Origin of the sequence: Malaciobacter canalis, assembly GCF_008000835.1 — a bacterium.
In the GTDB taxonomy this organism is placed as follows: Bacteria; Campylobacterota; Campylobacteria; order Campylobacterales; family Arcobacteraceae; genus Malaciobacter; species Malaciobacter canalis.
Map to the genome: position 1 here is coordinate 447,445 of NZ_CP042812.1, position 20,966 is coordinate 468,410.

Consider the following 20,966-nt stretch of genomic DNA (forward strand, 5'->3'; position numbering starts at 1 on the left):
TTATCCTATTGTATTTAAACTGTTTGTCTCTATTTTTTCTTTTTCTTCTTTTGATAAAAAACTATCAATTTTAAATGATAAAATCAAAGGAACAAAAGCTATTAAGCAAATAGCTAAAACTATATTTTCATAACCAAATTTTCCAGAAAAAAAGATGCTCATACTTGCAAAAATCAGTCCAGAAAGCATAAACATACTATGTTGAATTGCATATTGAGAAGCTGGATTATTACTATCTATTTCATCCATCATCAAAGTTGAAATTACAGTTGTTGATGGAGTATAAAAAATAAATATTGTTCCAATTGTTAAAATCACATGAGTAGTGCTTGAATATCCATGTAATAGTAAAATCAAGAAAAAGAGTCCTATTATTTGACCTATTGAGCAAAAAATCAAAACTCTTTTTTTGCCAAATTTATTTATTAGCCATGAAGCACCAAAAGATGCAACAATTCCAATGCTATATCCAATAATATGTACAATTAGTCCAATATCTTTTAATTCCCATCCTAAATCAACTAAAATTGGAGATATTAATCCATGGGCAGTTGCAACAGCACAAGGAAAAAGAAGAATGAAAATAAGCCATATTTTTCTATTTTTACCTTTCCAAAAACTATAAAACTCTTTAAAAACAAATCTTTTTTGCTTAGCTTTTCTTTCCCAAGCAGGCTCTTTAAATAGTAAAAGTTGAATTATTGCAATAGAAGTAAAAGATGCAAGTATTAAAACTGTTGTTTGCCATTGAAGATATGAATATATAATTAGTGCAACTCCTCCTCCTAAAACTGATCCTAAAAGACCTCCTGATACTTTAATAGCATTTCCAAAAGGTCTTTGCTCTTTTGTTAAAGTTTTATATACAAGTGCATCTAAGGCAATATCTTGAGTAGCAGAGAAAAAAGAAAAAATAACTGCGCATAAAAGAATTATTGAGATATGAGTTGTTACTTCATAAAAAGATGCAAAAAAGAGTGAACTTACCATTATTATTTGAGAAAGTATTAGCCAAAACCTATAATGACCAATTCTTTGAAAATTTACTTTATCAATAAAAGGAGCCCACACAAATCTTAAAACCCAAAAAAATCCTAGCATATAAACTATGCCAAGATTTTCTAAAGACATTCCTGTTTTCCTTAAAATAGCAATAAAGGCTTCTGTAAAGAAGCCTAATCCTAAGAATTGCGTAACATACAAACTTAAGAATAAAAAAGAGTGCTTTTTTGTAAGGCTTTTCATCAACTATTCCAAACTTTTGTTCTAGTTTGCGCTTCCCACATATTTTTATATAAGTCACTTGAAACTATTATTTGTTCATGCTTACCTTGCTGTATAATCTCTCCTTCATTCATTACTAAAATATTATCTGCATGAGTAATTGTAGATAACCTATGTGCAATAACAATTACTGTTCTATTTTTCACAAGAGAATCAATAGCTTTTTGAACAGCAAGCTCACTTTTTGTATCAAGTGAAGCGGTAGGTTCATCAAGTATTACAATTGGAGCATCTTTTAAAATTGCCCTTGCAATTGATATTCTTTGTTTCTCTCCTCCTGATAAGTTTCCTCCTAAATCTCCAATATTAGTTTCATAAGAGTTTGGAAGATTTTGTATAAAATCATGGCAGTTTGCAAGTTTGCAAGCTTTGATAATTTCATCTTTTGTTGCTTTAGGTTTTGCCATTTTTATATTATTTAATACTGTATCATCAAATAAATATACATCTTGAAATACTACAGAAATATCTTTCATAAGCTCTTTTTGAGTCATATTTTTAATATTTACACCACCAATTTTTACACTTCCTTTTGATACATCATCATATCTCATAAGCATTTTAGTAATTGTAGTTTTCCCACAACCTGAATGTCCAACAATAGCAGTTAATGAGTTTTGTTTTATTTTGAAATTTATATTTTTCAAAGAGTAAGTTTCATCTTTATCATATGAGTAAAAAACATTTTCAAACTCAATATCAAAACTTTTAGCTTTTTGTTTAGGTTCAAAAGTTTTTAATGACTTTATATCCAAAACAGTTTTTATTCTATTAAAAGCACTATCCATAGTATCAAATACAGGAATAACCCCTAAAAAGAGTGTTAAGGGTTCTGTTAGTCTTGATACTACAACAAGTAAAGCAGCAAGAGTAATAAGTGCCAGTGAACCTTCTTCTACCCACATACCTCCTAAAAATACAAGTACTAATAAAACAATTTCAACAAGTGAACCCATGATTAGTAAAGGAAGTGTACTTTTACTTGCTCCTTCTTCTTGTATAGTTCTTACTTTTTTAACTGCTAAATCAAGCTGTTTTGCATTTTTACCTACTTGGTTAACTGATCTTAACACAGGAAGACCTTGAATATATTCAATTAGTTGTGACTCTAAGTTTGAGTTTGCATCATTGAAATCTTTTTTCTCTTCAATAGATACTTTTCTTTTGATTATATAAAGTGGTATTGCAAAAGGTAGAATCACTAACATAATAAGTGCAAGTTTGTAATCAATAAAAAATGTAAATAAAACTACTACAATTGGCACTACAGTTATTTGCATAAATAGTGCAGAAACTACTCCCATATGTAAGATTGATTCATCAACATTTGAAGATAAAATAGAGTTTAATTCCCCTGTTTTATATTTTGATAAAGTATGAAGAGGCATACTTCTGAGTTTTTTACCAAGTTTTACTCTTAATTCATTTGTAATTTCAACAATATATCCTGAATAATCAAAGTTGTGTCCAAACCACTTAGTAACAATTGAAATAAGACTAAAAAATGCCATAAAACTAAACCAATAAATAATCTCATTTATATCTGCTTGTGAAGAAAATATCGCTTTTAATAATGGAAAAAACATTGCAAAAGCTAAACCTAATGTAACAAAAGAGATAAAAAATAGTAAAAGACTTCTTTTAAATCCTACATTATATTCACCTGCAATTTCAACTGATAACTTATAAACCTCATATAAAGAGCTAAATCTTTTATTTGTCATTATGATTTCCTTTGTTATCTATATCCCAGTTATAAGCTTTTTCATAGCTTGTATATAAATCAATATAATCAAAAGAGTTTTTAAGTAACTCTTCATGTGTTCCTTTTGCTAATAATCTACCTTTTTCAAAAAGTAAAATCTGGTCTGCATCTTTGATTGTTGAGAGTCTATGTGCAATAATAATTACTGTTTTATTTTTCATAAGATTTGCTAGTGCTTTTATAAGTTTTTCTTCACTTTGTGCATCTGCATATGAAGTAGCTTCATCTAATACAATTATTTGTGCATCTCTTAATATAGCTCTTGCAATTGTAACTCTTTGTTTTTGTCCTCCTGAAAGTCTTGAGCCTTTATCTCCAACTAAAGTGTCATAGCCATTTGGTAAAGTCATTATAAACTCATGAATTTGTGCAGCTTTGCAAGCTTGTATTACTTGTTCATCTGTAGCTTTTTCATTTGCTAATTTAATATTATTTTTAATTGTGTCGTGGAAAAGATATGTATCTTGAAATACAAAAGCAACGCTATTCATTAATGTTTTTGAATCAATATCTTTAATATTTTGATTGTCAATCAAAATTTCTCCAAAGCTTACATCCCAAAATCTAGGAATCAACTTTGCAATAGTGCTTTTTCCTGCTCCTGATGAGCCTATAATAGCAGTTTTTGTACCCTGTTTTACTTCAAAATTAATATTTTCAAGGGCGTTTGAATCTCTATTTTCGTATTTAAATCCAACATTTTTAAACTCAATATCAAAAGAGTTTAACTCTTTAACTTTATTTGAATAATATAACTCCTCTTCATTTGATATATCAGCAATTCTATAAGCAGCTGCTTGTGACTTTTTTACAAAGTTACTCATCCACATTAAAGGCATTAAAGCATCACTCATCCCTGTTGCAATTAATAAAACTGCTAAAAATGATACTAAATCTAAACTACCATTTAAAACAAAATATGCTCCAATACCACTAACTGCTAAAATAGTTGGCATTGGACTTAAGATTGCCATTGCAAACTTTGCAGCTACACCTGTTTCATTTATCCAATTTTTTAAATTTGTTTTATAGTTTTCTAAGGACTCATTATATCTTTTGAAAGAGCTTGTTCCATCATCAAAAGTTCTAACTATTGGCATAGCTTGAACAAACTCTACAACTGCTTTATTTATATTTGATTGAGAGTTTTCATATGCTTGTCTATAAACTTGAGAGTCTTTCATAACATAACTCATAATAATAACGCCAAGTATTAAAACCACAATAGAAGCAAAAGCTAATCTATAATCAATTATTAACATTAAAATTAAAGAAGCAATAGGTGTAGAAATACTTCTTCCTATCATTGGAGTTGTATCTGCAACAAAGGCATGAAGATTTTTAATATCATCTAATAAAACTTTTTTTAATTTTCCTGTTCCTGTTGTTGTTATAAAACCTAAGGGAACCTTTGCCAAATGTTTAGAGAGATTTGTTCTTAAAATCTCTTCAAGTTTAAATGCTCCAAAATGAGAGATTATAAAAGCATATTTTCTTGAAAAAAATGAGATAAAAGATATTACAGCTAGATATATAAAAGCTGTGTCAAAATCCATTGTAATTCCTAAAAAAGTTGTGTTTGTATTAACTGTTAGTGAAACTACAAATGCTAAAAAAGTAAGTGCAATAACTGAAGTGATACCAGAAAAAGCTGCTAATAATATTGCACTATTAATATGCAAGTTTACGGGCTTCATTATAGCCCATAAACTTTTTTTCATTTTTTCGTTTTCCATAAACTACCTTTATTTCTTATATTGAGTAAAATTATAATAATAATTACTATCAAATACAAGAATGAATTTATGTATAAAGGATTATTTTTTTACATAAAGGTATTTTTTCCTAAAATCTATAATTAAATGCAACATTAAAAGTTCTAGGATTTCCAACTGCTCCCATATATCCTACTATTGTATCATGAAAACCATCTAAGAAATACTCTTTATTTGTTATATTTTTTATTCCAAAATATAAATCCCAATTATCTTGTTCATAACCAATTTTTGCATTATAAACTGTATAAGACTCAACTTTTTTTTCATTTGATCTATCAAACTGTTTTTCTCCTGTATGCAATGCTTCAAAGTTTGCAAAAATACCATTTGGATTTCTATACTTTAATCCTACATTAAAATCATATTTAGGAATCATTGCTACTTTATTATCTTTATAGTTTTTATTTGCAATTAAATCTTCATAATCTCCATATTTTGCCGATACTAAACCAAAATTTCCACTTAATGTTAGATTATTTGTAAGTGAATATGAAGTTTCAAACTCTAAACCTTTTATATCAACTTCTGTTACATTAGCTTGCATAATAGTTGTAGGATTTACTTGAATTCTGTCTTGATAATCATCAACTTTTGTATAAAAAGCAACCATATTAAAAGTTAAACCTAAATTAGGAAATTTAGATTTTATACCAACTTCTAATGCATTTGATATTTCTGGATCAAACTCTGCAAGCTCTTTATTGTCAACTGCATATGAAAAACCACCAGCTTTATAACCTTTTGAAGCTGTTGTATAAACCATCATATTTTTATTTATGTAATAATCAAGTGAAAGTTTTGGAAGAACAATTGAGTTTGTTTTTTCCATATTTTTCATAGGAGTTGCTGTGTTTACTCCTGCAAAAGTGTGAGTTCTTTTATCCATACTTCTTTTTGATTTTTCATATCTAAATCCTGTTGTTAATCCTAATCTATCATCAAAAAACCTTATGGTACTTTGTCCAAAAATTGCTATATCTCTTGAACTTAAATCAGCTTTCATTTTATCTTCTGAATATAAAGGAACTCCCATCATATTTGCATAAGTTTCATCAAGTTTATAGCCTGTTTCATCATTTGCATTCTCATTGTTAAAGTATGTTCCAACTATCCAATTAAAAGAGCTACTGTTTGTTGAAGATAGTCTAAACTCTTGACTTAAAGAATCAAGTTCTCTTGAGTTAAATCCTATGAAGTTTTTACTTGGAGAAAAATCTCCATCTAAAGTACTTTGATTATCCATATCTCTATAACTTGTAATAGAAATAAAATCATAATCTTGTGCACTATAATCAAACTTTAAAACTGAAGTTTTTGTTTTGGCTTGACTGTCACCTTTATAATTAAATGATGATTCAAACTCATCTAAACTTGAAAGTCCAGTGGCATTTTTATATTTGCCTTTTTCCATTGAAGTCATAGGAAAACCTCCATCATCATCTAATTTTTGGTATCCTAAAATTAAACTTGTTTCTAAATTATCTGTTACTTTATAAAGCATATTTGTTCTTAATGATAAAGTATCATGATTATCTATATCTGTTGAAGTATATAAATTCTTGATATAACCATCTCTTTTAGACTTTAATGCAGACATCTTTAAAAATAGTTTATCTTGGATTAATGGAAGGTTTAAATATGCCATAATTTGTTTTGAGTCATAATCTCCTGCTTCAAGATTTACTCTTCCTGATAGTTCATTTGAAGGTTTTTTAGTAATTATATTTATAACTCCAGCCTCTGTATTTTTCCCATATAAAGTTCCTTGTGGACCTTTTAAAACCTCAATTCTTTCTACTTCAAAAAGTGGAGAGTCAAAAGCAAATAAATCTGCATAAGATACATCATCAATATATAGCGCAACTGCAGGTTCTCCTACTCCTGTATTTGAAATACCTCTTATTGCAATTCTTGAAAAGTAGTCCCTAGAACCACCATGCATAGTTGTTAAGTTTGGAATATAAGATGCAATTTCTCTAGTGTTTTTGATACCTGCATCTTCAATAAAAAACTCATCTAAAACATTTACTGACATAGGTACTTTTTGAATATTTTGTTCTGTTTTTTGTGCAGTAACTGTAATATCTGATAACTCAACACTTTTTTTATCTGCCATAAGTGAATTTGATAAAATCACTAAAGATGCACTAAGTGATAATAGTACATGTTTCTTGTTCATTTTCTTACCTTTAAATATAGTTTTAATTTGATTTGCAATATACTTATAATGATAATGAAAATCAATAATAAAGTTATGATAATTGTATTATTAATTAATAAAAAGGTATTTTGTGTCAAAGTTATATGATTTGAATGATTTAGAGAACTTTTTTGTAAAAGACTTAAAAGATAATATAAAAGTAGATTTTCCAAATGAAAGTGGAAGTGTTGAAGTAGAAAAAACTATAATATCTGATGATATTTTTTTATATAAAAATAGCTTTAATTTCAAGGATGATGTATCTTTAGAATCCTCTTCTAGTGAGGAGGGCTTATGTATAAATATTGTATTAGATGGCAGTTTAAAATATACAGATAAAATTTTAGATGAACAAACAAATAAATGTGCAAATAGTATGTTTGTAAAGTATATTAATCAAAGTCAATCTTTATTTGAAGTCAATAAAGATAGTATCTTAAAAGATATTGGAATAATAATTAAAGGTGATTTTTTACAAGAGTTTTTTTTAGAGAAAATATCTAATAAAGAGTCAGTTTTGAAAAACTATGAAAAAAATATTTCTACTAATTTTAAGACTGCTCAAACAAATCTAAAAACAAAGATTTTAGCCCATGAGATTTTTAATTCTCCTTATGAAGGGGAGTTGCATAAAATCTATTTACAAAGTAAAGTTTATGAGATAGTTTTTCATGAGTTATCTGATATTTTACAAAAAAATAGACTAAAAAATATAAAAAAAGAGGTAAAACTTACAAAAGAAGATATTTATGCCTTACAAAAAGCAAAGAGTTTAATTTGTGAAAAAAGATTTTTTCTTAATCTTCCAAAACTCTCAAAAGAAGTAGCTTTAAATGAGTTCAAATTAAAGTATGGTTTTAAGAAGCTTTTTAATACTACACCAGGGGCTTTAATCTTGGAGTTTAGAATGCTTGAAGCAAGAAAATTATTAGAAAGTAGTGAGCTTAATATTACTGAGATTTCAAAATTAGTAGGTTATAAATATGTTCAAAGCTTTACAACTGCATTTAAAAAAAGATTTAATGTAAATCCAAAAGAGTTTATAAAATCAAGAAAATACTACTATTAAGAAAAGAGGACTCTCTTTTCTTAAAAACTATATCTTAATCCAACTCCTATTTTTCTTGGGTCTCCAAAAGTGATTCTTGACATTCCTCCTGCTGTATCAAATGCTGTTACATACTTTTCGTCAAAAATATTGTTTGCATAAGCATAAAAATCCCAATCTTTATATTTATAACCAAATTTAACATTTGTTGTTATGTAACTATCTTGTTTATCCATTTTATTTTTTGAATCATGGAAAAAATATGTTGGTCCTTGAAGATTTATATCTGCTCTTGAATAAAATCCACTAGGATTAAAATATCCTATACCAACTCTTGCTGTATATTCAGGAGTTAATTGAATCTTTTCATCATCATATTTTGCATCACCTGCATCATACTGTTTATATTTTGCATCTGTAAATCCAAATGCACTTGTTAATTCCCAATTGCTATTTGGATAGTGACTAATCTCTAATTCAACACCTTGAGAATAAGCTTTTTTAGCATTATCTGTTAACCATACAGAAGTAGATAAAGATTTATAAACATGAACATCTTTTATATCCATTCTAAAAATTGATAAAGTTAAATCTGTTTTATCAAATGAACCTTTTAATCCTATCTCATAGTTTGTAGATTTTTGTGCTTCAAATGAGTTTGCATCTTTGTCATTATTCATAGCAAAATAGTTAAATCCACCTGGCATATATCCTTTTGAAATTGATGTATATGTTGTCCAATCTTCATTTATTTTATATGAAAGGGCAAGCTTTGGTAAAAAAGTATTCCATGTTTTTTCATCATTAAAGTGATTCATTGCTGGACCAGAAACACCAACTGGAAGCATATACATATCTAAATCTATATCTTTTTTTATTCTTTGGTATCTTCCACCTAAAGTTAATTCAAAGTCTTCATAAAATGGAATAGTAACTTGTCCAAATAGAGCTTGAGTTTTACTATTTGTTATTGATTGGGCATCTTGAAGCATTTTTGTTCCCATCATGTTAAACTGCATTCCATATGGACCATTATCAAGCTTTTCATCTTCAAAATATAAACCAGCAACCCATCTAAAATCTTCACTATTTGTACTTGAAAGTCTAAACTCTTGTGTCCATGATTTTGTTTCACTTTTATTCATTTGATAAAGTTCTTTAAAAGCAGGATTATCAGAATAATCTGCATCATACTCTCCATCAATATTAAACTTCTTATGTGTAGTAAGAGAACTAAAATCAAAGTTATTAAAAGCATATTTTGCTTGAAAACTTTGTGCTTGAGTATCCAATATTTCAACAGTTGGAACATCAAAACTAAAGTGTTCGGCATCATCTCTATTTGCATCACTTACATCTATTTGGTCACTTTGTGAATATCCATTTGACCAATGTTTTTTTTCATGTTCATCTGTAAGGTTTAATTTTAAACTTAATCTATCTGTAGGTTTATATAAAAAGTAAGTATTAACTTTTCTACTATTTTGTCTATTTGCATGGTCATTCATCCCAGGATAAGTGTTTTTTATCCAACCATCATCTTTTTGAAAATTTCCATTAAGTCCCCAAAATAGTCTGTCTTTTATAATAGGGCCATTTATATAAAAATTAGCAAGATTGTAGTTGTTGCTTCCATACTCTAAATTTAATGAACCATTATAGTAGTTATTTGCTTCTTTTGTCACAATATTAATAACTGCTCCAATTGCATCTTTCCCATATAAAGTTCCTTGAGGACCTCTTAATACTTCTACTCTTTGTACATTTGCTAAAGCAGGGTTAAAATTAAACCTATTTGCCATAGGAATACCATTGATATAAACTACAACAGGATTATTATTTGTAAATAAAGAGGTATTTAATCCTCTAAAATTTATATAAGTTCCAGAAGTAGAGTTTGCTGCATACATTCCTGGTACTTGATTTATCACATCAATTACGGTTTTGATGCCTTTTTCTTGCAGTGTAGTCTCATCTAAAACTGTTATACTTTGAGGTACATCTTTTATGTTCTCCTCAATCTTATTTGCAGTTACGGTAATACTATCTAAATTAGTAGATTTTTTTTCATGCTCATTATGTGCATAAGCAATAGAAGTGCAAATCAAACTCGATAGTATTAAGCTAATGGCTTTATTCATTTTGTTTCCTTATATTATCTAAAGTATTTTTGAGATAATATTATAATGATAATCATAATTAATTATAATCTATTTTTTATGAATTAAGGATTTATTTTTAACTTTGAGGGATTAAATGTCATATAGAATAAGTAGCATTGATTTTGAGGATTTTATATTAAGTAGTAATGAGTGTAATTGTTGGCAACATAATATTCCAAATGATTTAGGAGTTATAAAAAGTAATAAAGAGATTATTGAAGATAATATTTTCATGTTTAAAACAAGTGCATTAGTAAATAAAAAATTAGAGATTAAATCTTTTTCAAAAGTTTCTGGACTTTGTATTGCTATAAATCTTGAAGATGATGTAATTTATACTGATAACAGTAATAATTCAAAACTTTTGTTTAAAAAAGATGAGATTTTAATAAAATATGTAAATAGCTATGATGGTTCAATTATTTTTGATAATTTTACAAAAACAAAATCTCTTTGCCTTGTAATAAGAGACTCTTTTTTAGAAAAATATTTCTTTAAAGGTTTTAATAATACAAAGTTATTAAGAAGAAATTTCCAAAATCATATTTCAACAAATATAAAAAAATCTTTAGCAAGTTATAAAACAAAAATCTTGGCAAATGAACTATATAACTCACCTTATGAGGGAGATTTAGATACTTTATATTTGCAAAGTAAAGCATATGAGATTATTTATAGTGAATTTAAAGATATATTTAATTTAAATAAAGAAAATATTTGTACTTGTAAAAAAGTAAAATTTAACTCTTTAGATATAAAATCTTTAAAAAAAGCAAAAGAGTTAATATTATCTTCCCAAAAGGTTTATTCTATAAGTGATTTAAGTAAAGAAGTTGCTTTAAACGAATTTAAATTAAAATTAGGATTTAAAGAGCTTTTTAATACAACTCCTGGAAGTTTAGTACTGCAAGCAAGAATGCAAAAAGCAAAAGAGTTACTAAGTACAGGTGATTATAATATTGCTGAGGTTTCAAGTATTGTAGGTTATAAACATCAACAAAGTTTTACAGTAGCTTTTACAAAATATTTTAAAGTTAATCCAAAAGAGTTAGTAAAAAATAGAACTTATTATTTTTAGGTAATATTTTGCTAGTATAATCACCATTAATAAAAATAAAAAGTGCTGTACTTATACAGGCTATAAAACCATGAACTAAGCCAATTATTGACTTAGTTTCATGTAAAAACTTTTTGTTTTTTCAAACATAATTTTCCTAGAATTTATAAGAAAGAGTAACTTTGAAGTTTCTTCCTGGCTCATAATCTGTTGCATCACCAAATGCTCTTAAATCACCTTGAAAAGAAGAGTGAGAAGCATAAGCTTTATCAAATATATTATCAATTCCAGCAATTACTTTTAAACCTTTTATTGATTTTGGTATATATTTAACAGCTAAATCATGTACATGATACCCCTCTTTTTCTATATCTTTTACATCGTTTTCATCTTTAACAAAGATTGATTGCCAAGAAAGTCCAACTTCAGGTGTAGCTTGATAGTTTAATCCAAGAGTAAATGTATCTCCTGTTTCTTGTTCAAGCGCTTCTCTTGTATAAAGTACTTCTGAATCCATTCTTGAGTATGTAAATAAAGCATTAAAGTCATGTAAGTTATAAGCAAAACTTGCTTCAATACCTTTTGTTTTTGTATCTCCTAAATTAACCATTTTGTATGTATTATCAAAACCGATATCATCATTGATTTTTGTAACATAATATTTAGTTAATATTCCAATATTATCTGCACCTAGTACATTATCTTTGATATATTTAAACCCAACTTCATTGTTATAACCTGTTTCTGATTTAATATTTGAGTTTTGCGTTGTAGCTCTTGTTCTATAACTTGCAAAAACTTCTTGCATAGGAGCACCTTTAAATAGTGTTGTATGACTTGCAAGTAATGATAAACTATCAGTCACCGCATATTCAGCAGCAAGAGAATAAGTTATCTCTTTTTCACTTACATCTGCAACAACTCCATCAAGTTTATATTTTGTAGCTCTAATTCCTGGAGTTAATATAAGTCCATTATTAAAATCAATTGCATCTTCGATAAATAAGGCAAAAGTTTTAGATTCTTCATCATCTCCATATGCATCGCCATCAGTAGTTACTTCACTTGTTTGTACATCATAAGAAAATCCATATGTAAAAGTATTAAGAATATCTTTATAGTTGATATTTGATTGAGCTTTTGTGCTAAAACCTTTATTCTCTACAACAGCATTAAAAACATCTCCTCTTTTATTAGAGTTTGATTCATGTCTTGTTAAATCCATTTCATTAAAATATAAAGAAGAGTTTATAAGTAGATTTTCTCCTTTATCAATTGTATGCTTTAATGTGTAAGTGTTTCTAATATATTCAGTTGGATGAATTAAATCTGCAGGAGCTCCTCTTGCAACATTAATTGCTTCATTTACTGCTGTGCTAAAATTTGGTCTTGGGTGATAATCACCTTCATCTTCTAGTCTATCATAAGAAAAAGATACTCTTTGCGTATCGTCTAAGTCAATACCATACTTTAATAAAAGGTTTTTAATAGTACCTTCTCTTCCTTTTTCTTTGGTTCCATCTCCTGTTTTCCAATTTTCATTTTCAATCTGATCATAATAAATAAAGAAATCAGAGTTATCTGTTATTTTTCCATATGTAGCAAGTGATGCTCCAACACTATCATTACTATTATATTTAGTAGAAACAATTGCTCCAGCTTTATCACCATTTTCTAAAAAGTCTTTTCCATCTTTTGTTTCAAACTCTATTGAACCTCCTAGTTCTCCATGAACTACAGAGTTAGCACCCACTTCAATATTTACTTTTTTTAGAATATCAGGATTGACTTTTAGAGTACTTTGATGGTGAAACATATCAACATTAGGCTGTTTTGCACCATCAATAGTAATATTGATATCTTCATCTTTTATTCCTCTAATGATAATTTTATTATTCATTGAGTGACTTCCTCCAACATCAACACCTGGTAATCCTCTTAATAAATCACTTAAGTGGTCAGCTTGCTTAGTTTCAATTGAATCTTTTCCTAAGTTTAAAGAAGAACTAACAATTTCAGTTTCCCAAACATCAACTGAATTTATCTTTTTTGTATCTTGTGCATTTGCATTTAAAGAAAAAATTGCTAAAGAAGCAATTGAACTTAAAAGTATTTTTCTATTCATTATATTCCTTATCTCTTGTGTGTATTTTTAAATTGAAAAATAAAAATTGAATTGTATTCACCTTTTACTTTTAACAAACTTTAAAATGATAGTGAGTATCATAACTAATATAAATCACATTCAAATCACAATTGGAGATTTAATGAACAAATTAATGGAATTTTTACAAAAAACTGTAGAAATATTGATAGTAGAAGATGAAATGGTATTAGCAATTGATATGGAAAGCTCACTGGAAGAGATGGGATATGAAATATCAGGAATAGAATCAACAGCACAAGATGCAATAAAACATGTAAATGAAAATAAGCCAGATATTGTAATTATGGATATTAACTTAAAAGGCTATAAAAGTGGATTAGAAGCTGCAAAAGAGATTTGGCAAACTCATAAAATACCAATTATTTTTTTAACTTCTTATAGTGATGATTTAACAGTTAAAAAGTCTATGGAAAGTGAACCTTATGCATATTTAATAAAGCCTTGTAGAGAAAAAGATATTGATATTGCTATTAAAACAGCACTTCATAAGCACAACTATTTTTTTAAAAATAAAAATCTTATGAGCGAGCAAATAGTTATTGATTTAGCGCAAAACTATAAGTATGATAGAACAAAAAGAGTTTTATCAAAGGGCTTAAATAGTATAAAATTAACAGGAAATGAATTAAAATTTTTTGATATCTTAAGTGAAAATCCAAAAGAGTCAGTTAGTTTTGAGCAAATAATTTCATATATTTATAGAGGTGAATCACTATCTGATATGGGAAAATTAAGAACACTAGTTTATAGATTAAGAGCAAAGCTTGATGCTGAGGTTTTTGAAAATGTTTATGAGTTTGGTTATAGGCTAAAACTTGACTAGTTTTAATACTTTTGTAAGATTATCTTTTTCTTCAAAACTTTTTTTATCTCTTATTGTATTAGCTTTAGTTTTATTATCCATTCTTTTTTTGCTTATCATACCAAAAATGGAAAAAGAGCAGTATGAACATGAGATAAAACAAGTAGAGCAAACAATTGCTTTAAATACACAACAACTTCATTTAGCAGTAAAATATATTAGAAATGATGGTAAGAAAAACTATAAAATAATTAGATTAAATATCGAAGCGAAGCTTAGAAACTTATCTTTAAAATTAAAGAAAGCATCATTTTTACAGCAAGAGTCTCTTCTTAAAAAGTTTTCTAAAGAACTATCTTGTCAAGTAGCTTTAATAGATAACTCAAATAAGCAATCATATCATCTAAATAACATGCTAAATAATGATGGGTATATTCAATACAAAAATTCAAATCATAAAGTAAATAGTTGGAAAAACTATATAAAAAAACATGAAAAGAATTTTTGTCCTTCAATTACTAGTCATATAGTTTATAGTATGAAGTTTGATAAAAAGAGTAATTTATTACTTTCTTGTAATAGTGACTTGTTTTATGACAATGAGAATAATGAAGAGAAAAAGATAAAAAAGTATGTACAAAAGAGTTTTTCATATACTAATCACTTACATAAAGGAAATACTTTTTTGATGTGGTTAAATGTAAAAGATGCTACAAATAATCCTTTATATAATAAAAAAGATAAGCCTACAAATAATAAATATTGTATTAGTAAACTATCTGATGTAAAGAGTATAAATACAGGTACATTAAGTGCAAATGATATTTTAAGTGCTAGTAATGGCAAGCCTATTACTCATATTTTAAATGGCAAGAAAGCTTTAACATGGGTTAGAAGTATTAATAATGACCCTGTAAGAAGATTGATATTTTTAACAACAGTTTATGAAGAAGATTTATATAAGGCAATTGATAAGGCCTTTTGGAAGCTTTTTCCTGCTGCAATTATGTCTTTTATTTTTGCAATATTAATTGGATATTTACTCTTTAGAAAGTTTTCAAAAAGCTTAGATACTTTAGTGAATACATCAAAACAAGTACAAAGTGGCAATTTAAAATTTAGGTCAAATATAAAAGGTGAAGATGCAATTGGGCAATTAGGACAAACTTTTGATTTGATGCTTGATTCTATGGAAAGTAATATTAAACTTCTTGATTTAAAAGTAGAAGAGAGAACACAAGAGTTAAAAAACTCTTTAGATGAAAAAAATACACTATTAAAAGAGATTCACCATAGGGTAAAAAATAATTTGGCATTTACTATAAGTTTAATAAAACTTCAAAAACGAAAAGTAAGTGATAAAAATACAAAAGAAGTTCTTACTGATATTCAAGAAAGAGTTTATATTATGGAATTAGTTCATAGAAAACTTTATGAAAGTAAAGATTTAAACAAAATTCCTTTTAAAAAATATATTCATGAACTTATTTGGGATATTAAAAATGCATATCATATTGAACATTTAGATATAAAGCTTAATATTGATGATATATTTTTAGATATTGAGCATGCATTACCTTGTGGTTTGATAATTAATGAATGTTTTACAAATAGTTTAAAATATGCTTTTGAAGAAAAATCATCTCATAACTTTTTTGAAATAACTTTCAAAAAGCAAGATTTACAATATGTTCTTGAGATTGCTGACAATGGAAAAGGTTTACCCCAAAATTTTGATATTTATAAAAGTAAAAGCTTGGGACTAAGGCTTATTGTTTCTATCTCACAAAAGCAACTACTAGGAAAGATAGATTATAAAAATGATGGTGGATTAAAATATATAATAAGCTTTGAGAGTTAACTCTCAAAGCACTATTAAAATATCATTAACAGCTAGGAATTAACTTCTTAACTGTTTTAAAATAGATTTTGCTTTTCTTTTGTGATAAGGGTTGTTTACTATTTGTTTTAAGGTTTTAATACTTTGTGGTTTATTATCTAGTTCATAGTAGCATAAGGCTTTAAGTATCTGTTTTTCTCCATCAAGTTTACTGTTTCTTTTAGTTTGCATTTTATTAACTATTTCTATACTTTTAGAATACTCTTGTTGGTTATAATAAATATTTGCAAGAATCATTTGAAATTTATTTTTCTTTGCAAATTTAGATTCTTGAAGTTTTTGTATTGCTAAATCAATTTGTTTTGAGTTTAAATAACTTGAAACAATAATTTCGAAGATTTTTTGATCTTCTTTTATCATTTTTTCATCAACTGCTTTAGTTAAAAGTTCACCAGCTTTTTTATAAACTTCATTTTGAAGAAGAATATTTATAAAGTATAAAATATTATCTTTTTTTGTAAGAATATTGTTTTTGTATGCTAACTCTAAAGTTGAAAGAGATTTTTTTAATTGATTCTCTTGTTGATAAAGTGAGGCTAATTGTACCCAGTACTCTTCTTTTGTATTAAATATTTTCACCATCTTTTTCATAATACTAATTGCATTTTTATAATCTTTTAATTCTACATACGAAGAGTAGATTACTTTATACCAAGACTCTTTTATATCTTTTTTTAAAGAGAAATATTTTTTTGAATATTTAACACTATTTTTATAATCTTTTTCATAATAATAAGCAAGTATCAAATTTTCATATATATCTTCTTTGTTTATGTCTTTACTATTTAAAAGCTCTTTTGACAAAGCTAAGCTTTTTTTGTACTGTTCATTTGAAAGATATACTTTTGAAAGGGAAAATTTAATACTTTGGATACTTTTTTCTTCAAAAGCTTTAAATTTTATAATATCTTCATATGCTTTTGCAACTTTATTATACTCTCCATCATTTATATAAACATTTGCTAATGTTTGTAAAATATATGATTTTTCATAAGAGTTTTTATCCTCTTTTAAAAGTTTCTCAAGCATAACTTTTGCTTTTTTAAAATCCTCTTTTTGCATAAACTCTTGAGCTTTCATCAAGCTATTGTATGTACTTTTTGACATACTACTTTTTGCATACAATCCACTGCTTAAACAAAGTACTACTACAATTAGTAATTTTTTAATCATCTTGCCAACCTAAAGTTAAATGTAATTGTTGCATTTTTAAAAGTTCCAGCAACATCATCTTTTGATGGTTTAAATCTCCATCTTTTCATAGCTTTTATTGCTGCTCTTTCAAATACACCTTCAGGATCTGATTTCATAACTTTTACATCTGAAACGAATCCACTTGAATCTATTTTAAACGCAAGTTGTACAAATCCCTCTTGTCTTCTTATCTTAGCTCTTCTTGGGTACCTTGGATTTACTCTTGTAATTGCTGTTAACATATTTGCATCTAAAAGGTTTGAACCTAACTCAATTTGCGCCCCATTTAAAGAGTTAATTGAAGATATATCAATATTTGGATTAACCGCCAATGGCTTGATTTTCATATTTTTATCAAGTTTTTTGTTTAGATTTGTTTTTAAATCTAATTTTTTTGGCTCTACTTTTTTTACAGGCTCTTTTGGTTTAACTCTTTTTTTCTTCTCAATATGCGTATCTTTTTTATCTCTTAGATATGTAAGCTGTATAGGATTTGACTCTTTTTTTACTACATCACTTTGTGTAGTTGTCATTTTTTGCATAAGCAAAAACATACCAACACTAATAAAAAAAGATAAACATATAGCTATGATAACTCTCATATCAATTCTTTAATGTTGAGATTGAAATATTTGTAATACCTGCAAGTCTTACTTGATCCATAACTTTTACTAAAACACCAGTTCTTGAGTCTTTATCTGATTGAACTACAACACTATTTTGTGAATTAGAAGCTTTTAGTCTTTCAATATTTGATCTAACTGCTCTTATATCAACCATTCTTTTATCAATCCAAATTTCATCATTGTTTTTAATTGCAATTAATATATTTGCTTGTGCTTTTTGCTGACTTGTTTTTGCACTTGGTCTATTTACTTCAACCCCAGCTTCTTTAACAAATGATGTAGTTACAATAAAAAATATAAGCATAATAAATACTACATCAAGCATAGGAGTTAGGTTTATCTCTGTCTCTTCTTTATTGTTTTTGTGGGAAAATCTTCTCATTATAAAACCTTTGAAATCTCTAAATATAATTTATCTGTATGGTATTTGATTGATAGTTCTAATTTCTTTTCAAATAGTATTCCACTTAGTGCAACTACCATTCCTGCCATTGTTGGAATAGTTGCCATTGAAACACCATTTGCCATAGATTTAACATCACTTGTTCCATTTAATGCCATTACATCAAATACTTCAATCATCCCTGTAACAGTTCCTAAAAGTCCCACAAGTGGGCATACTATAATTAAAGTTTTTATAAAACTAAGACCTGTTTTCAATTTTGTATTTGAATCTTCAATTATGTATTTTTTTATCTCTTCTTTAAATTTTTGATTCACTTTTGAGTTTTTTAAATCACCTAATAAACTTTTTTTGTATTTTCTATACTCAAAGCTTATGTAAATATATCGCTCAACTAGTAGTGCCCATAAAAATAGGGCGATACCAAACACTATATAAAGTACAAAGCCACCTCTTTCAAAGAAGCCAAATAGATTATCTATGTATATATCAATCATTTTGTTTTAAATTTTTTGCTAACATTCCAATACTTTGTTCTTCTAAAATAGATACAATTGCTTCTGATTTTGAAGAGATGTATGTATATGCAAAAAGTAAAGGAATTGCTGTAACTAAACCTAAAACTGTTGTAATTAAAGCTGTTGAGATACCTCCAGCCATTAGTTTTGGGTCACCTGTACCAAATAAAGTGATTGCTTGGAAAGTTGCAATCATACCTGTAACAGTTCCTAATAATCCAAGTAGTGGAGTTACTGCTGCAAGTAGTTTTACGAAACTTTGTCCTTTTTTGATATTATTTGTTTCTTTTAATATTGCTTCACCAATTTTAATCTCTAAATCACTTATTGAATCATTTATATTCTTATAGAATATTCCTGCTATTTTTCCTAAAGAGTTTGAATCATCATAGTTTGAGATATCTTTTCTTTGTTTTCTTATTTTTGTATGAATAATATTTAAAACTATCATTTTATAAATTGCAAAAATTAAACCAAGTCCACCTAATGCAAGAATAATATATCCCACAATTCCACCTTGATTTATTCTATCCATAATAGTTGGATTATTTCCAAGCATTGTAAAAAGTGTACCTTTTGTTGGGTCAATTAAAATATTTTTAATCTCATTTGAACTGTTTTCAAACTCTTTTGCACTATCTTTATAGCTTGATGCTGGCTGAACTGATAGTTCAATCAAAGCATTCATATCATCAGAATATGTTAAAAATTCTCCCTTTGAAAAAGCAGAAAACTGACCAACTCTTGTAACTTCTTGAGTATTTTTTTCTCCACTATGTGCAATAACAGTTGCTTCATATTTTGAAATATTTCCACTTTGAATAATCTCATCTAACATTGTATGCCAAAATGTTGTAAGTTCATCAATTGTTGGAAGTTTTTTCGAATTAGAGAATTTTGTAAAAACCTCTTTTTTTTGTGGAAACTGTGATGCTGTGAAACTTCTTTTATAACTTGTCAAAAAGTCAGCTGATGTTTGTCTAACACTTCCAAACATTTCACCTAAATCACCAATTTTAATATTTAATTCTGACTCTTTTTTAGCCAAGATTTTTTCATTTTTCTCAATAATTTCTTTAAGTCTTGCTGTTTCAAGATTCTCTTGTTTTAACTCTCTTTTTGTTTTATTTAATAGCTCTTTTTGCCTATTTTTATTTTCAATAAAATCTTTTAATCTTTTATTCTCTTGAATTATTTCTTTATTAGAAGATTGTTTTACATTATTTAGTAAAGAGTTTAAATCAAGAGCAAAACTTGAATTTATAAGTAATAATACAGTTAATATATATTTAATCATTACATACCTTTCTTAGTTAGAAATGGAAGGTTTAATAAATCAACATTTTGATGTTTTTTAGCGATTTTAATACCTTTTCTTATATTTGATTTTGCATCACTATTATCTATTTTTACCCAAGATTTAGTTTGCTTATTCCAGTATCCATACTCTTTTAAGTCTAAACTTTGATAATATAATGCAGTTCTTCCTAATCTTAAAAAGTTATATGTTTTATTATCAATTTTATCTTGATAAGTTTCTATATTATTTGAGTAGTCATACTCAATTTTAAATGCTTCTAAAATAATTCTATATTTCTCTGCTGTTTTAATATCAGATTTATCTAAACTTGTTTTTAATTTTTCTATTCTATTTGTTCTTTCTTCTAAAAGAAAAGGCATATCCATTTTTACAAGTTGTTCTAAACTATCTACCATTTTTAGCATAAGTGGAAAAATATTTTTTTGAGTATTTTCTATATCAACTAATTGTTGGTCAATATTTTTTAACTCATTTTCTTGTGAACTTAATATTTTTCTTAGTTGGTTGTTGTAGATTCTACTATTTTTAAGTTCGGCATTTGTATATTTATATACACTTAATATCTCTTGAGTTTTTTCATCAAGATTATCTATTTTTTTTTGGTATGTTTTCAATTTATTGTTTGTATTTTCAATTATATTCATTGATTTATCAATTTCATCAGCCATTATTGATGAAATAAATAAAATTGAAAAAAAGCCAATTTTTAAAAGCCAATTCATTTATAACCTTTTTATGTTA

At 26.9% G+C, this 20,966-nt stretch carries 16 protein-coding genes; 4 read left to right on the forward strand and 12 right to left on the reverse strand.

Annotated elements, in window-relative coordinates; translation table 11 throughout:
• The 4 genes from ACAN_RS02265 to ACAN_RS02280 form a co-directional block, all read right to left on the reverse strand.
• Positions 1-1,245 (reverse strand): MFS transporter, encoded by a 1,245-nt coding sequence (locus tag ACAN_RS02265; protein ID WP_099333808.1) that lies wholly within the window; start codon positions 1,243-1,245, stop codon positions 1-3.
• Complete coding sequence (locus tag ACAN_RS02270) at positions 1,245-3,008, reverse strand: ABC transporter ATP-binding protein (protein WP_099333809.1); 1,764 nt, start codon at positions 3,006-3,008, stop codon at positions 1,245-1,247. Before ACAN_RS02270 ends, ACAN_RS02265 begins: the two co-directional genes overlap by 1 nt.
• Complete coding sequence (locus ACAN_RS02275; RefSeq protein WP_099333810.1) at positions 2,998-4,785, reverse strand: ABC transporter ATP-binding protein; 1,788 nt, start codon at positions 4,783-4,785, stop codon at positions 2,998-3,000. Before ACAN_RS02275 ends, ACAN_RS02270 begins: the two co-directional genes overlap by 11 nt.
• Positions 4,786-4,894: 109 nt before the next feature.
• Positions 4,895-7,006: a TonB-dependent receptor gene (locus ACAN_RS02280; protein ID WP_099333811.1), complete on the reverse strand. Its 2,112-nt coding sequence runs from the start codon at positions 7,004-7,006 to the stop codon at positions 4,895-4,897.
• Between the two features lie 112 nt (positions 7,007-7,118).
• Between ACAN_RS02280 and ACAN_RS02285 the strand changes: the two genes are divergently transcribed.
• Positions 7,119-8,096, forward strand: a complete 978-nt coding sequence (locus ACAN_RS02285) for a helix-turn-helix domain-containing protein (RefSeq protein WP_099333812.1) — start codon at positions 7,119-7,121, stop codon at positions 8,094-8,096.
• 20 nt (positions 8,097-8,116) lie between these two features.
• On the opposite strand, the gene ACAN_RS02290 is transcribed toward ACAN_RS02285, so the two are convergent.
• On the reverse strand, positions 8,117-10,216 hold the full coding sequence (locus ACAN_RS02290; protein ID WP_099333813.1) for a TonB-dependent receptor: 2,100 nt from the start codon (positions 10,214-10,216) through the stop codon (positions 8,117-8,119).
• 115 nt (positions 10,217-10,331) lie between these two features.
• On the opposite strand from ACAN_RS02290, the gene ACAN_RS02295 reads away from it, so the two are divergent.
• A complete protein-coding gene (locus ACAN_RS02295; protein WP_099333814.1) occupies positions 10,332-11,315 on the forward strand; it encodes a helix-turn-helix transcriptional regulator in 984 nt (327 codons plus the stop codon).
• Between the two features lie 136 nt (positions 11,316-11,451).
• Here ACAN_RS02295 and ACAN_RS02300 read toward each other — a convergent pair whose 3' ends face one another.
• A complete protein-coding gene (locus tag ACAN_RS02300; RefSeq protein ID WP_099333815.1) occupies positions 11,452-13,419 on the reverse strand; it encodes a TonB-dependent receptor domain-containing protein in 1,968 nt (655 codons plus the stop codon).
• A 142-nt stretch (positions 13,420-13,561) separates the two neighbouring features.
• On the opposite strand from ACAN_RS02300, the gene ACAN_RS02305 reads away from it, so the two are divergent.
• Positions 13,562-14,284: a response regulator gene (locus ACAN_RS02305; RefSeq protein ID WP_165773045.1), complete on the forward strand. Its 723-nt coding sequence runs from the start codon at positions 13,562-13,564 to the stop codon at positions 14,282-14,284.
• Positions 14,277-16,124: a histidine kinase dimerization/phosphoacceptor domain -containing protein gene (locus tag ACAN_RS02310; protein WP_099333817.1), complete on the forward strand. Its 1,848-nt coding sequence runs from the start codon at positions 14,277-14,279 to the stop codon at positions 16,122-16,124. The genes ACAN_RS02305 and ACAN_RS02310 overlap by 8 nt, the downstream gene beginning before the upstream one ends.
• A 39-nt stretch (positions 16,125-16,163) precedes the next feature.
• Here the strand turns inward: ACAN_RS02310 and ACAN_RS02315 are convergent, their stop codons facing one another.
• From ACAN_RS02315 to ACAN_RS02340, 6 genes are read right to left on the reverse strand one after another with little or no spacing between them, the layout of a single operon-like run.
• Complete coding sequence (locus ACAN_RS02315; protein ID WP_099333818.1) at positions 16,164-17,336, reverse strand: tetratricopeptide repeat protein; 1,173 nt, start codon at positions 17,334-17,336, stop codon at positions 16,164-16,166.
• On the reverse strand, positions 17,333-17,959 hold the full coding sequence (locus ACAN_RS02320) for an energy transducer TonB (protein WP_079578077.1): 627 nt from the start codon (positions 17,957-17,959) through the stop codon (positions 17,333-17,335). The genes ACAN_RS02315 and ACAN_RS02320 overlap by 4 nt, the downstream gene beginning before the upstream one ends.
• Position 17,960: 1 nt before the next feature.
• Positions 17,961-18,365, reverse strand: coding sequence for an ExbD/TolR family protein (locus ACAN_RS02325; protein WP_079578076.1), 405 nt, complete (start codon positions 18,363-18,365; stop codon positions 17,961-17,963).
• A complete protein-coding gene (locus ACAN_RS02330; protein WP_079578075.1) occupies positions 18,365-18,883 on the reverse strand; it encodes a MotA/TolQ/ExbB proton channel family protein in 519 nt (172 codons plus the stop codon). The genes ACAN_RS02325 and ACAN_RS02330 overlap by 1 nt, the downstream gene beginning before the upstream one ends.
• Complete coding sequence (locus ACAN_RS02335; RefSeq protein WP_099333819.1) at positions 18,876-20,201, reverse strand: MotA/TolQ/ExbB proton channel family protein; 1,326 nt, start codon at positions 20,199-20,201, stop codon at positions 18,876-18,878. Before ACAN_RS02335 ends, ACAN_RS02330 begins: the two co-directional genes overlap by 8 nt.
• Positions 20,201-20,947, reverse strand: a complete 747-nt coding sequence (locus tag ACAN_RS02340; protein ID WP_099333820.1) for a DUF3450 domain-containing protein — start codon at positions 20,945-20,947, stop codon at positions 20,201-20,203. Before ACAN_RS02340 ends, ACAN_RS02335 begins: the two co-directional genes overlap by 1 nt.
• Positions 20,948-20,966 lie beyond the last annotated feature (19 nt).